The organism is Streptomyces sp. NBC_00690, from assembly GCF_036226685.1.
Taxonomy (GTDB): Bacteria; Actinomycetota; Actinomycetes; order Streptomycetales; family Streptomycetaceae; genus Streptomyces.
Genome location: NZ_CP109009.1, coordinates 438,933 through 451,799, shown reverse-complemented (window position 1 = coordinate 451,799; position 12,867 = coordinate 438,933). Strand labels below are relative to the sequence as shown.

At 68.1% G+C, this 12,867-nt stretch carries 14 protein-coding genes; 5 read left to right on the top strand and 9 right to left on the bottom strand.

Annotated features, from left to right (window positions below; all coding sequences use genetic code 11):
* The first annotated feature begins 289 nt into the window (after positions 1-289).
* Positions 290-2,221 carry an HtaA domain-containing protein gene (locus tag OID54_RS01970; RefSeq protein ID WP_329012949.1) on the top strand — a complete coding sequence of 644 codons (1,932 nt, stop codon included), beginning with the start codon at positions 290-292 and terminating at the stop codon, positions 2,219-2,221.
* A gap of 194 nt (positions 2,222-2,415) precedes the next feature.
* Here OID54_RS01970 and OID54_RS01965 read toward each other — a convergent pair whose 3' ends face one another.
* Positions 2,416-3,813 (bottom strand): cellulose binding domain-containing protein, encoded by a 1,398-nt coding sequence (locus OID54_RS01965; RefSeq protein ID WP_329012946.1) that lies wholly within the window; start codon positions 3,811-3,813, stop codon positions 2,416-2,418.
* A 171-nt stretch (positions 3,814-3,984) separates the two neighbouring features.
* Here OID54_RS01965 and OID54_RS01960 point away from each other — a divergent pair, with 171 nt between their 5' ends.
* The gene (locus tag OID54_RS01960; RefSeq protein WP_329012943.1) at positions 3,985-4,962 is read left to right on the top strand and encodes a hypothetical protein; all 978 of its coding nucleotides are present in this window, start codon (positions 3,985-3,987) and stop codon (positions 4,960-4,962) included.
* Positions 4,963-5,185: 223 nt separating this feature from the next.
* Positions 5,186-5,476: a WhiB family transcriptional regulator gene (locus OID54_RS01955; protein ID WP_329012940.1), complete on the top strand. Its 291-nt coding sequence runs from the start codon at positions 5,186-5,188 to the stop codon at positions 5,474-5,476.
* A 31-nt stretch (positions 5,477-5,507) separates the two neighbouring features.
* Here OID54_RS01955 and OID54_RS01950 read toward each other — a convergent pair whose 3' ends face one another.
* Positions 5,508-5,753: a hypothetical protein gene (locus OID54_RS01950; protein ID WP_329012938.1), complete on the bottom strand. Its 246-nt coding sequence runs from the start codon at positions 5,751-5,753 to the stop codon at positions 5,508-5,510.
* On the bottom strand, positions 5,737-5,988 hold the full coding sequence (locus tag OID54_RS01945) for a DUF6400 family protein (protein WP_329012935.1): 252 nt from the start codon (positions 5,986-5,988) through the stop codon (positions 5,737-5,739). Before OID54_RS01945 ends, OID54_RS01950 begins: the two co-directional genes overlap by 17 nt.
* A gap of 636 nt (positions 5,989-6,624) precedes the next feature.
* On the opposite strand from OID54_RS01945, the gene OID54_RS01940 reads away from it, so the two are divergent.
* Together OID54_RS01940 and OID54_RS01935 are read left to right on the top strand one after the other, a co-directional pair.
* Entirely contained in the window at positions 6,625-6,966 is a 342-nt protein-coding gene (locus OID54_RS01940; protein ID WP_329012932.1) for an ArsR/SmtB family transcription factor, read from the top strand.
* Between the two features lie 439 nt (positions 6,967-7,405).
* Positions 7,406-7,840 carry an ATP-binding protein gene (locus tag OID54_RS01935; RefSeq protein WP_443055509.1) on the top strand — a complete coding sequence of 145 codons (435 nt, stop codon included), beginning with the start codon at positions 7,406-7,408 and terminating at the stop codon, positions 7,838-7,840.
* A 55-nt stretch (positions 7,841-7,895) separates the two neighbouring features.
* Here the strand turns inward: OID54_RS01935 and OID54_RS01930 are convergent, their stop codons facing one another.
* The 6 genes from OID54_RS01930 to OID54_RS01905 form a co-directional block, all read right to left on the bottom strand.
* Positions 7,896-8,591 carry an alpha/beta fold hydrolase gene (locus tag OID54_RS01930; protein WP_329012929.1) on the bottom strand — a complete coding sequence of 232 codons (696 nt, stop codon included), beginning with the start codon at positions 8,589-8,591 and terminating at the stop codon, positions 7,896-7,898.
* A 176-nt stretch (positions 8,592-8,767) separates the two neighbouring features.
* Positions 8,768-10,366 carry a polyamine aminopropyltransferase gene (locus OID54_RS01925; protein WP_329012924.1) on the bottom strand — a complete coding sequence of 533 codons (1,599 nt, stop codon included), beginning with the start codon at positions 10,364-10,366 and terminating at the stop codon, positions 8,768-8,770.
* Positions 10,367-10,371: 5 nt separating this feature from the next.
* Positions 10,372-10,809: a DUF350 domain-containing protein gene (locus tag OID54_RS01920; RefSeq protein ID WP_329012921.1), complete on the bottom strand. Its 438-nt coding sequence runs from the start codon at positions 10,807-10,809 to the stop codon at positions 10,372-10,374.
* Between the two features lie 69 nt (positions 10,810-10,878).
* Entirely contained in the window at positions 10,879-11,292 is a 414-nt protein-coding gene (locus OID54_RS01915) for a DUF4247 domain-containing protein (RefSeq protein WP_329012919.1), read from the bottom strand.
* Complete coding sequence (locus OID54_RS01910) at positions 11,289-11,783, bottom strand: DUF2617 family protein (RefSeq protein ID WP_329012917.1); 495 nt, start codon at positions 11,781-11,783, stop codon at positions 11,289-11,291. The genes OID54_RS01915 and OID54_RS01910 overlap by 4 nt, the downstream gene beginning before the upstream one ends.
* A gap of 663 nt (positions 11,784-12,446) precedes the next feature.
* Complete coding sequence (locus OID54_RS01905; RefSeq protein WP_329012915.1) at positions 12,447-12,821, bottom strand: hypothetical protein; 375 nt, start codon at positions 12,819-12,821, stop codon at positions 12,447-12,449.
* Positions 12,822-12,867 lie beyond the last annotated feature (46 nt).

The window sequence follows — 12,867 nt, the reverse complement described above, 5'->3', positions numbered from 1 at the left end:
CGCCCGGCGCGCCCGGCGCGGAGAAAACCCTGGTGGGCGGCGTTCGCCGCGACCGTGGATGCTGAACGCCGACTGGTGGTCTCGCTGTTGGGTGCATGGCCCTTGACTGGTTTAAGTCGAAGGGTGATCGATAGTGACAATTTAGGTAAGGCTCACCTAATATGATCAGTGTCGACTTCGGACCCCCCACTCCGAGTGGTCTCTCCTTTTGCCTTTGTCCAAACCCAGGGCGCAGCCATGCGTTTACACGTGTCGGTGGCCCTATCTCCCCGAAGGAGACATGCAACGCATGTCCATGCCTCGCAACAGCCGTCTGGCTGCCCTCGCCGCGCTGACCGTCGTATCCGTGGGTGCGGGCGTCCTCGCCGTTCCCGCGGCAGCCGCCCCGGTCGCCCAGGTGTCCGCGGCCTCCGTCGCACAGGCCGTGGAGCCCAAGAGCGGCGACGCCAGCGCCGCATCCCCGATCCTGGTCTCGGGCCAGGCCGGCTGGGGCTTCAAGGCGTCCTGGGTCGACTACGTGACGAGACTGGGCGGCTCCGTGACGGAGGCCGGCGGCGCGACGAAGGGTGCGAACGGCGTCATCTCGTACCCCGTCGCCCATGGTTCGGTGAACCCTGCCGGTCGTGACGCCGACGTGCGCTTCTCCGGTTCCGTCACCTACGCGGTCCCCGAGCACGGCATCAAGGCGATCACCCTCGCCAACCCGCGGGTCGTGCTGAAGGACGGCGTCGGCACCCTCCACATCGACGTGTCCACGGACCTGGAGGGCAGCACCCCGACGCCCGTCGCCACCGTGCCGTTCGCCACCCTGAAGGCGTCCGCGAGCGCCCTGAACGGTGCCACGGTCAACTGGTCCGGAATCACGGCCGCGCTGACGGACAAGGGCGCGGAGATCTTCTCCTTCCAGGGGCGTCCCATGTACCCGGCCGGGACGGCGCTGGACACCCTCGCCGTCGGCGGCAAGGTCAGCGTCCCCAAGCTGACGGTCAGCCAGGTGGCGGGTCTCGGCGCGGACAACGAGGTGACGGTGACCGGCAGCGGTTACGTCCCCGGCCGCGGTGTCTACCTCGCCCAGACCATCGCGATGCCCGCCGACACCTTCCCGAGCGTCTTCGGCAACGCCGCGTATATCCGTCAGGTCGGCGCCGACGGCACCTTCACGACCAAGCTGAAGCTCAACGAGACCTTCACTCCCGCCGGTGCTCCCGCCGTGAACTGCCGCACCACCGCCTGCTTCGTCGTGAGCTTCAACTCCCACGACGGCAGCGACAGGCACTGGATGGCCTCCCGCGCCCAGGACGTCGCCCGGTCCATCAGCTTCGGCGCGGCAGAGGTGACCACCCAGCCGAAGTCCCGCACCGTTCGTTCGGGCGCCACCGCGACCTTCACCGCAGCCGCCAGCGGCGCGGACTCCGTACGCTGGGAGCGCAGCACCGACCGCGGAGCGAAGTGGACCACCGTGGCCGGTGCCACCTCCAAGACCCTCTCGGTGAAGGCGAGCGGCGCGGTCAACTCCGCCCGCTACCGCGCGGTGTTCACCAACGCGCTCGGTGAGGTGCCCACGTCCTCGGCGACGCTGACCGTCTCCGCAGTGCCGACCCGCGTCATCTCCTTCAACGCCTCCCCGGAGCCGGTGGCGAAGGGCGGCAAGCTGGCGATCACCGGTACGCTCCAGACGATGGGATCGACCGACGACACCTGGCGTCCGCTGGCCAAGACGGCGCTCGTGATCGAGTCGCGGGCCAAGGGCAGCACCACCTGGACCAAGGCGACGAGCGTCACGACCGGCACGAAGGGCACCTTCTCCGCTTCGGTCACCGCAAGCAAGGACAGCGACTGGCGCGCCCGCTCGGTGGGCACCGCCGACCGCGCCGCCGCCGTGAGCTCCAGCGACTATGTGGACGTCCGTCTGAAGACGGCCATTTCGAGCTTTAACGCCGGTCCGGAGCCGGTGCGCAAGGGGCGCGCGATCACCGTGGGGGGCACCCTGCGCAGCCTGGACGGTTCTTGGAAGAACACTGCGAGCCAGTCCGTGACGATCTGGTTCAAGGCCGACGGCGCCAAGACCTGGTCCAAGCAGAGCACGGTCCGCACCAACAGCAAGGGCGCCTTCACCAAGGCGTTCACGGCGAACAAGGACGGCAGCTGGAAGGCCGTGTTCACGGCCACCTCGTCGCGCCTGCGCACCACCAGCGGCAGCGACCGGGTCGACGTGCGCTGACCCCGTTGGTAGACGGACGCGCGCTGTAGTGGACGGCCGTTGGCGGCGGGCCTGTTGGGCTCCGCCGACACCGGCCGTCCTTTCTGACTCACCAGCGCTGCTGGTTTCCGGGGCGTACTCCCGGTGGGATCCGCCAGGTCCGGCAATGCGTCCGACGGGAGTTGTGGTGGGGCCGACTCATGCGTGGGCCGGGATCATCCCGCGGTCACCGTGTCCTCGAAGGTCTTGCCCGCAAGGCGATACGCACTGACCTTGGCCGCGACCGCTGCCGGAGTGAGCACCCGGTCCTTGATGTGCAGTACGTAGTCCACCTGCTGCTCGTACGCCCGTGCCGCGGTGGCGGTCTGGCCGGTCAGATCCGTCAGCCACTGGTTGAAGGCGATCACCATCCCGCGCTCCGGCAGATAGGCGGCACCGTGGGTGCTGAAGAGCTGCCCGTCGATGTAGTACCGGATGTCGTTGTTGTCGATGGTCACGACGAGGTCGCGCCACCCCGCGTGGCTGCTGCGGGCCACCGTGTGCTGGTTGACGCTCTGCCCCGTAAGGGAGTCATAGGTTTCCCACGACGTGGTGAAGAAGATGTTCGAGGTCTCGCCCCAACCGCCGTTGGGCAGGTACTCGAAGTCGTACTCCGCGTAGTCGTCGGCCATCGGCGCCTTGAGGTCGTTGATGGTGAAGAACGTCTGGACCACATGATCACCATCGGGCCCGTACACGGGTGCGTCGCTGAACTTCACCCGGGCCGCGTAGGTGCCGTTCTTGAACTTCATCGCCGAGGACGAGATCTCGGCCTGTCGGGTGCTTGCCGCAGTGCCGGATGTGGAGGTCTCCAGGCGCATCACGGAGTTGCCGTCGGCGGCGGAGAAGCTCACGTTGTCGGGTGACCAGGTCGCGCCCGGGACCCCCGGGCCCCCGGACCACGAGCGCAGGCTCCAACCGTGGGCGGAGAGTCGCGGATCGGTGTGGGTGTTGTAGTTGAAGTCGTCGAAAAGGGTCTGGGCGGGCGGCGGCTCCACCGTTCCCCCCGGCTCGGTGCCCCACACGGTCGTTCCGGCGAATTGAGCGGTGGCCTTCGGCCAGTCCGTCCACGTGCTCTGCCCGCCGCCGAAGGAATGGTCGTCGCTCTGGTTGATCTGCTGCCAGTCGGCTCGGTGGAAGCGGAGTTGTATGTCCCCGGTGTCTGCGTTGGGGGCGAGAGAGCCGGCGGCGGTGGTGAAGCCGATCTCCAGATAGCGGTCGGCAGTCGGTGTGGGGTTGGTGAGCGTGCCGAACGTACCCGTGATGTTGGCACAGCCCTTCACGGCCCAGTCACAGGCGAACCGGTAGACGGCGTTCGTCGAGTCGGCCTTGAAGTAGTAGCGGACCTTGACACCGCCGAGCGAAACCGGGGAACTGCCGGTGTTGCGCACCTTGAACCAGGGTGCGGACTGGGCGACTTGGGAGCCCGACGCGCTCGTACGGTACTGAACGCTGAGGGTGCTTTCGGCGGCGTTCGCGGTGGTGGGAAGCACCGCGAGGCCGATCGCGCCGAGGGCCATGGCGAGCGCGCTGGTGGCGGTGGTACGAAGCCGACGGTGGGGGGTTCTTCGCATGACGCTGCCTCTCCTGAACGGTTGAGACTGACGAGGCACCCGAGGGGGAACCGGGTGCCAGAGCATGATCGTACTCAGGCGTCCCCCACACCCACGGTGTGCTGTTGACTTGACCTTCTCCCCGTGTCAACGGCTGGGCTGGTCCTGTCGCCATATCGAAGGAGGACACGGATGCTCCCCTACACAGGCTCCGGCCCGTACTGCTACGCGAACTCGCTGGCCATGGCCGCGGGCGATCAACTGCTGCCACCGCCGGGGGTCATTGAGACGCTGACGGGCTCGCCCTTCGGCTTCCAGTTGATCGGAGGCACGATGCCCCTGTTCGACCCCTACGGCTGGGACCCGGAACGCGGCCTCGACGCTGCCGTCGATCTGCTCGGCCTGCGTTGTACCCGTACCGCAGGAGGCAGCCGGGCCGCGGCGAGCGCCCGACTGCAACGCGCCGCAGCCCGGGGCCCGGTGCTCGCGGGACCGGTGGACATGGGGCTGCTGCTCTACCGACCGGGCACCCCTGCACCGGGCTCCGGGGACCACTACGTCGTGGTGCTCGCCGCCGATGACGATGTCGTGCTCCTGCACGATCCTGAGGGCCATCCCTACGCAACCCTGCGGACCTCGGCGTTCCTCGACGCATGGCGGGCGGATGCCGTCGACTACGGCGAGGCGCCGTTCGTGATGCGGAGCGAATTCGTCCGCGAGCGGGAGGTCGCCGCTCGGGACGCACTGTGGCAGGCGCTCCCCGGGGCAATCGCCTGGCTCTCGGGGCGCACCGATCTTCCCGTGCCTGCCGGGACGCTCGGCGGAGCCGACGGGGTCGGAGCCTTCGCAGACCTGGTGGAACACGGACTGGATCCGGGCACCAGGGACCTGCTGGGCTCCTTTGCCATCCGAGTTGGCGCCCGCCGCCTCTCCGACGCTTGCGTCTGCCTCGAACTGTTGCACCTGCCGGGGCCCGCGGCCATCGCCGGGGAACTGTCCCGTCGGCTGGGGGCGCTGCAGGAACCGCTGGTCACCCAGGACGACAAGGTCCTGGCGGCGGGGCTGCGCAGCATTGCGCCCGGATACGGACAGCTGTGCGACGCACTGCGTCAGGCAGTCAAGGCCGGTCGCCCTCGGATGGCGTCGAGCCACCCCGGTCCTCTCGGCTGAGAGCTGCTCGTGAGCCTGCCCCGTGTGCAGGGGAGCGGATTCACGGCGCTGAGGGCGTCGTGTCCCTCTGGGCACCGGGGCCGGCCGAACCGTCCGTTCCGGTACTTCCTCAGACTATCTCGCAACAGCTCAAGGGCACTTCAGCAACCCCCTGGGCGTTCAGGTGTTCGGCGGCGACATAGGCTCGCGGTCAGCCGTGTTGCGGGAGAGAAGGGAAGACCTGATGAATGCATTACTCCACTGGGGCGAGCAGGCAGCCTGCCGGGCTACGGACCCGGAGTCGCTGTTCGCCGAAGCCGCTCAGCAGAATCGGGCCAAGACCGTCTGCGCACCTTGCCCCGTACGCACCGAGTGCCTCAGCGAAGCCCTCGACAACCGTCTGGAGTTCGGTGTTTGGGGCGGGATGACCGAGAGGGAACGGCGAGCCCTGCTGCGTCGCAGGCCGGATGTCACCTCCTGGCGCAGGGTTCTGCGTGCTGCTCACCACGGCCACCGACAGGCCAGCCCGGACTGAGCGAGCCGGTTTGTGCTGCCACGGCCGACGATCAGCAGACGGGGTCGTCCTCAGGGCGCAGGCGGACACCGGGCCTGGTGTTGAGTGACCACATATGGGTGCAGCCAGGACATTGCAGATGGACCACCGGCCCCCTGTTGGAGATCAGATAGCGCCAGTGCAGGGAGCAGTTCCTTCCCTCGGCGCAGACCGCGCAGGCGCGGGCGTCATCACAGGCGGGGCAGTCCACCCAGGCCCGGCGAGCGATGTCCGCCTGCGGATCAATGGGAAGGCGCACGACCCGACCCCTCTCCCGGCAGAACACCCGCCGCGACGAGCAGGTCGTAGGTGCGCTGCTGCTCGCCGTCGAGACCCGAATAGAGCAGTGCGTACGCCTCGTCCTCGCCCTGGAGGACGGCCAGAGGATCCCAGTCCGCCCCGAGGGCGGCGATGACCTCGGCCCGTCGTCGGGACTCATCGACGGAGAGGTCGAGGGTGAACGGAATGACCTCGTTGGTTCTGTCCTGGTTCATCACTGGGCTTCCGATGTGAGGACGGGGCACATCTAGCTCTACCAGAGGAGCACCACTTCAAGGAAGGGTGCCCTAAGTTGCAAGGTGTAGGTGGGTGGATACGTTCCGTTCGGTGCGCGGGTGAATTACCTCGGAGGGCCCGGAGGTTGCTGGTGTCGAGCGCGGTCCGACGCCGCCGTCGAGTCGGTGTGTTGTGACACACCTCATACCCATCGACCATTCCGCACTCCGCGCGTGACCTGAGGGCGCGGACGGCGTTGCGTCCTTAGCGGATGCTCCGAGGGGCCATCGGCCTCGGTCCGTGCTTGGGGGCCGCGGGATGTCCGTACCGGATCCCCCGTGGTGAGGTGTCGTGTGCGGTCCACAGGTGCGCGACCAGCCGTCGAGGAGTGACGGTATGGGCTGTGTGCGTCCGGCCTGCCGGGGGGAGCGGTGTCCGTGCGCAGGTGGGCGGGCCGGAAGTGCACCCCGCCCCCGTGTTACGGCTGTTGAGGGGCGAACCCCTCAACACGAGCTTCTTTCTAGCGAATTGCATATTTCTGCACTTCGCTAGATGCTGTGGGGGCTGAGCTCGCGGCGGAAGCGGGCGCAGTGGGACGCCCCGGCCCGCCCGGGTGGCGAAAGGAGTCAGCGAACGTGCCGGTTCCGCTGTATCAGGCGAAGGCTGAGTTCTTCCGGATGCTGGGTCACCCCGTGCGCATTCGGGTGCTGGAGTTGTTGCAGGACGGGCCGATGCCCGTGCGTGACCTCCTGGCCCAGATCGAGATCGAACCCGCCGCGCTCTCGCAGCAGTTGGCCGTGTTGCGTCGATCCGGGATCGTGACCTCCACCCGGGAGGGGGCGACCGTGGTCTACGAACTCGCGGGCGGTGATGTTGCGGAGCTGATGCGAGCGGCGCGCCGCATCCTGACCGAGATGCTGGCCGGGCAGCACCAACTGTTGACCGAACTCAGGGACGCCGAGGTCGCCCCCGAGTGAGCCACGTATCCGCGAAGAGCCCTGGCTCATAGGGGCCGCGCCCCTTTCTGAGCGTCTCCCTGTCGGGCGCGGTGTGGTCCGTGAGCCGCCATCCCCTCGCCTGGCGAGCCGGCTGGAACGAGCTGCTACCTGAGATGGCACCGCCCATCTGCTGCGGCTTCGAGCATGGCCATGCGCTTGGGCCGGTCCGCGGTCCAACGCCAGCCGGTTCGCGGCCCCCTTCCTGGCCCACCCCCACCAGCATCGAAGAGGCCGTACGAATGACCGAGTCCCCCTGTCTTCAACATGACCAAGCGCCCGCAGTCAGCGGCCCCTTGCTCATCGAGGACCCGTATCGTCCACCTGCCCGCAGTGTGAATCCCCTCGACCGCTCGGCCCGGCGCATCGCGCACCGCCGTCCGACCCTGCGGGCACGTCGACTCTCCCCTGCGGGGCTGCGATGATGACCGGGCTCGCGGGGCTCCCCGCACTGCCCCACCGGCTCGTACTGAGCCTGCCGGCCAAGGGCCACGCCGTCCGTACCGCCCGTGAGACCACCGAACAGATCCTGGTGCAGTGGGGCATCGGTCTACGGCATCCGCACATCGGCCCCGCCCTGTTGGTACTCGCCGAACTGGTCACCAACAGTGTGCGACATGCTGCCGAACTCTCGCCCACCATCACCCTGCTGCTGGCCGCGGGCCCCGAGACACTGGCCTTCGCCGTCCACGACAAGCACCCCCATCGGCCCGAGCTGTATGGCCCCGGGGCGAGTGCAGCCGGCGGTGGACTGGCCACGGTGACCGAACTGATCACCGGACTGGGGGGAACGGCCGCGGTGCACGGTGATGCGAAGGGACCGGGCAAGAGCGTGTGGATCACGGTTCCCCTGTAGTCGCGAGGCTGTCGCCGCGAGACGGACCCGTACGCCGCACCGGTGGCCCGCGGGGTCAGGAGGCCCCGCCGAGCTGGGCCAGCAACTGTCGTGCCGTCACCGGAGCGCCTTCCGGTGCATCCCGGTCGGTCAGGGCGGTGGGCAAGGGGGCTAGTCCGAGCAGACCGCACACCAACGATGTGGTGATGTGCTGCCAGGTGTGTGCGTCACGGACCATGGCATGGCCTCCCTTCGGCATGCTGACCCCCAGGGTGTACGCGCCCGCCCGCTCTGCCCGCGCGAGGTACTCCCAGGTGTCCTCGGCCACCGTGACCCGATCGCTTCCGTCGTGCAGTGCCACCAGGTGCCGATCGCCCACCTCGGCAAGAGGTTCACCCGGCGGGCACCACGGCGCCAACGCCACGACACCCTTGATCTGTGCCTCACCCGCCAACCGAAGTGCGGCCCGCGCGCCCATCGAGTGGCCCACGAGGACCACCGGCACGTCGCCCGCCGTATCGACGACGGCCCGCAGGGCCTGCCGAGCGTCTGGGACGGCATCCTCCCGTACTCCGTTCCAACCCCGATGGCGGTAGCGCACCCTTCCGACCAGGACCTGGTCGTTGCGCGTCGCGCGCATGATGCTCGAAGCGAATGGTCTCAACCGGACGGCAGGAAGGTTGACGGCGGGAGGCGCCTCCAGGGCGTCGGCACGGCCTCCGTGCAGCAGAAGGACGGCGGCCTGTGGGCTCGGCGGCAGCCGGCGGATCACCAACGCTCCCCGCCCGGAGTGTCGGGGCGGGTCGGATCGATCGGGCGTCTGCGATGGTTGCACGGGCTCAGTCCTCGGTCGGGTCTTCGACGTCCCGTCTGTCTGTCGTGCCCTGCGGGCGGACGACGCTCCCTCGAAGACACTCCCTACAGTTTGCGGGGGCACACAACGGTCCATCAGTAGTTCTGCCACTCATGGCGTGTGTATTCGAGCACCGAGGGGTCCATCAGGGTACTGGGTCGAACGTCCAAGGGCCGCCGGTCCCGTGGGAAGACCGTCGAAGCCGCGAGCACCTCACTGTCCAACGAGCGCAGTGACGGCGCGTCCGCGGCCAGCCGAGGGGAGGACGGTGGACGCCCGGTGGGCAAGGTGGCGAGGACGAACCCCCAGTTGCCGAAGCTGGGCACGTCCATCTGGTAGGCGGTCGTCCCATAGCCGGCCGCGCCAATGGTGGTGACGATGGACCAGTACGCCTTCGGGGCGAAGAAGGGCGAGCCTCCTTGCACCACGATCTGTGAGTGGGGATGCAGGACGCGGCCCAACAGATGGTAGAACTCCACGCTGTACAGCTTGGCCACCGCCGCGGTGTCCGGGTCCGGGAAATCGATCACCACGGCGTCGTACCGCTGTTTCGCGTCCCGTAGCCAGTTGAAGGCATCCGCGTTGACGACCTGGGCGCGCGGGTCGTCGAGCGCATGCTTGTTGAGTTCGGCCAGGGGCCCGAAGGAGCGGGCGAGCCGGGTCATCGACGGGTCGAGATCGACCAGCGTCACCCGGTCGACGTCGTCGTACCGCAGGACCTCGCGCAGGGCCAGTGCATCGCCGCCCCCCAGGATCAACACCGAGGAGCGCTTGCCGGACAGGGCGGGATGAACGAGGGCCTCGTGGTAGCGGTACTCGTCGATTGAGGAGAACTGGAGGTCGCCGTTGAGGAAGAGCCGGGTGTCGGGTTGTCCGGTGAAGGCAGTCGACTGGGTGACGACGATGTCCTGGTAGGGCGTGGTCTCGGCATGGACGATCGGATCGCGGTAGAGCTGCTGGCGGGCGGTGACCTCGATGTCGTCGGCGAGGACGTACACGGTGGCGAGTACGCCGAGTACGGTCGCCATCGCGGCCAGCAGGGCTGCCTGTACGCCCCTGCGCGTCTCACGGCGGAAGATCCACAGCACCACGACGACGCCGGCCACAGCATTGACCGACCCCACCACCAGCGCGCCCTTGAGCTGGCCGAAGGTGGGCAGGAGCAGCAGTGGGAAGCACAATCCCCCCACCAGAGCCCCGACGTAGTCGAAGGCGAACATGTCGGCCACCGCGCTGCCGGCCTCCTGGCGTCTGATGCGCTGGAGCAGTGTCATCAGCAGGGGAATCTCCGCACCGATCAGAAGACCTACGGTGAAGGAGATCGCCACCATGGCGGGCATGTAGATGCGCAGCCACGCGAAGCACACGTACAGGACGAGTACCGACAGCCCACCGACGAGCGCCAACAGCACCTCGACGAGCGCGAAGGCACCGACCGCACGTCGTTGGAGCGGTTTCGCAGCCAGGGACCCGATCCCCATCGCGAAGACCATCACGGAGATGACGACCGAGGTCTGCATGACGGAATTGCCGATGAGATAGCTGCCCAGTGCTGCCAGGGCCAGTTCGTAGACCAGGCCACAAGCAGCGCAGACGAAGACCGCGAGCAGCAGCAGGAACCGTACTCCCCGCCCGTGGCGAGGTGGCACCCGCTCGGTGGCGGAAGGAGCGCGCTCCAGCGTGATGGTGCTCATGGCCGTCAGGAAACAGCGGCGCCGACCATGACGGCCGTGCCCAGGTACATGGCTGCCTGGACCCAGGCGGCGGGGTGGGGGCGTTCCCCGTTGTCGTCCAGCACGGCCGCGCCCAGACGGCCGGGCGTCAACAGCCCGACGATCAAAGAGATCAGGGTCATGACCACAACACCGGCAAGGCCGTAGAGCAGGGTGCTGAACAGGCCGTAGCCCAGACCTTGTTCGGACTCACTGGCCCGGATGGACTGCTCGATCACGAGACCGATGGCTATCGTCTGGCCGCCGAGGAGCACGGCGGCGCCCCGGTTGCGTTCCGTCCACACCACATGGAAGAGCTTCCCGGGGGTGACGAGGTCGAGCGCGATGAATCCTGCCGCCATCACGATGAATCCGATGAGACCGTAGAGCAGGGCGATGCCCGCCGATTCGAAGATCTCTGCCACAGGATTGCCTTTCGGGTACGTCGTCGAGGAGTTCGAGAGGGAAAGAAAGGGGGAGCGAACTGCTGGGGACTACTTGCCGGAACCCGGGCCGCCACCACGGAACTCATTGCTGCCGGGGGCCGGCCAGGCGAGGCGCAGGTGCGGGTTCCAACGTGCGTAGCCGACGGCGTAGTCGACGACCTCGATCAGGCTGCCCTTCTTCTGGGGGCTGATGGCCACGATGTCGTCGCGGTACATCAGGAAGACCAGGCCGTCGTTGTCGCGGCGCTTGCGGGCCGCGGTGTGGCCGTCGATCTCCGTGGCCACCTTCCCCACCTGGTCGGCGCTGTCGAGATAGCCCGTGTTGGACGGGGCGTACTGCTGGGATATCCAACTGTGGGGCACGTCGTTGTGTTTCGGCTTCTTCTCCGAGCCGCCGTCGGAACACGCGGTGAGTGTCACCGCAGCCAGGAACATCGCACTGATGCAACGGGCGGACTTCATCGGGCCTCCAGCCGGGTCTGCGTCGCCACGATCTGGCGGCTCTGCGGGTAGGTGTGCCAAGTGCACCAACTCAACCCCGTGGCGTGCCGGTCCACGGTGAGCGCGGTCACCGCTTCGTGGAAGCCGGGGAAGATGCCGTACAGCGCCCGGGGATGTGCGTCCGCCCGGCTGCGTATCTGTTCGACCCGAACAGTGAAGTCCTCGGCAGTGAGGTGTTCACAGTGGGCGGTGAAGCGATAGGTCCAGTTGTCGAAGGACCGTACGGCCGTGTTCGGCAGGCCGCCGGTGACACCGGGCAGGCAGGCGACTGTTTCCCGAACGGGGCCGGCGAAGACCTGATGGGAGGCGCCGAGCAGCCTGAGTTGCACGGCGAGTCCACCGACCGTGAGGTCGCGCACGGCGAGTGCCTCGTGCGCCGGCCAGCCCAGGGTGAAGGAGAGTTGGTCGGCGTCCGTGTCCAAGTACGGTGTGGTGAGGGCTATGCCGCTCATGCCGTGCCGCCCGAGCCGTCGGCCGTGGCCACGAAACTGCCGTGCCGAGGTTCGCGTCCCACTGCGTCACGCACAGCCGGGGACACCACCGGTGCGATGCCGAAACCGGTGAACTTGACCTTGCATGGTGATCCCCCGAGGTGAAATGTGCGGCAAGCGTCGCTGAGTATCGCACAGGGGATCGCATGCGCCAGCGAGGGGAACCCTCGGCGGTTCGGCCCGCCTTGCACCGTCCGGTCCCGTTTCGGCCCCTGGAGCCTTGGGCTTTGTGGCCTTGAGCGGGTTTCGACGAGCGGTGCGGAGAGCCCGCGTCACAGCGTGCGACTACCGGGAATGATCAATGCAATGCCGCGAGAGGGGACCGCACGGTGTGTACGAGTGATGGGGTCGGCCGCCCGCACCGCCGGCGAGGCGGGTGGCCGAAGGGAGTCGCTTCAGGGTTGAGCGTCCCCCATCGCACTTTGGGGTGCATCCGTGACCGATTGACGGGGTGTCGATGTGGAGCGCGCCGGCGGCGCCCCGGCAAGCGGTGGCATCACCCGGGGAGCTACGTGATCGTCGGGTGCGGGGGCGCTCATCAGGACCCGTCACGCCGAGCGTGCGTGCACCTCACGGGGCACGCTGGACCGGCAAAGGACCCGACGGGCGCCCCTCGGACTCCGCCTAGGGTTTGGTCCACGGCGTACAGGCGGTGTCGGCTCCCGCCGGCCCGGTGCACACCCGGTAGCTGAGCACCGGTGCGCTGGGGGCCATGGCCTGCTCCCCGCAGCCGGAGGTGACGCCGTTGGCGTCGTTGATGGTTGCCGTGACCGTGCTTCCGGAGCTGCTCTGGTACGTGTAGTGGGTCCGTACGCCCCAGTTGTCGCTGAACGTGTCGCACGCGTAGACCCGCAGCCCGTCGCCACCGGCCCCTCCGTACCCACGAGCCTGACCGTTGGCCTCGACGATCCGTTCGCTCGCCGCCGCCGGGGTCATGGTGAGGAGCAGGGTGCTCGTGACAGTGAACGCCGTGAGCAGGGCTCTTGTCGTACGTCGCATTTCGGGTTCCCCTCGTTAGGTCCGCTCCCCGGTGCCGGGCGGCGAC

Excerpts from the sequence above, each read along its gene's own strand:
- OID54_RS01970 (WP_329012949.1), top strand. The coding sequence starts at position 290 with ATGTCCATGCCTCGCAACAGCCGTCTGGCTGCCCTCGCCGCGCTGACC.
- OID54_RS01965 (WP_329012946.1), bottom strand. The coding sequence starts at position 3,813 with ATGCGAAGAACCCCCCACCGTCGGCTTCGTACCACCGCCACCAGCGCG.
- OID54_RS01960 (WP_329012943.1), top strand. The coding sequence starts at position 3,985 with ATGCTCCCCTACACAGGCTCCGGCCCGTACTGCTACGCGAACTCGCTG.
- OID54_RS01955 (WP_329012940.1), top strand. The coding sequence starts at position 5,186 with ATGAATGCATTACTCCACTGGGGCGAGCAGGCAGCCTGCCGGGCTACG.
- OID54_RS01945 (WP_329012935.1), bottom strand. The coding sequence starts at position 5,988 with ATGAACCAGGACAGAACCAACGAGGTCATTCCGTTCACCCTCGACCTC.
- OID54_RS01935 (WP_443055509.1), top strand. The coding sequence starts at position 7,406 with ATGATGACCGGGCTCGCGGGGCTCCCCGCACTGCCCCACCGGCTCGTA.
- OID54_RS01925 (WP_329012924.1), bottom strand. The coding sequence starts at position 10,366 with ATGAGCACCATCACGCTGGAGCGCGCTCCTTCCGCCACCGAGCGGGTG.
- OID54_RS01915 (WP_329012919.1), bottom strand. The coding sequence starts at position 11,292 with ATGAAGTCCGCCCGTTGCATCAGTGCGATGTTCCTGGCTGCGGTGACA.
- OID54_RS01910 (WP_329012917.1), bottom strand. The coding sequence starts at position 11,783 with ATGAGCGGCATAGCCCTCACCACACCGTACTTGGACACGGACGCCGAC.
- OID54_RS01905 (WP_329012915.1), bottom strand. The coding sequence starts at position 12,821 with ATGCGACGTACGACAAGAGCCCTGCTCACGGCGTTCACTGTCACGAGC.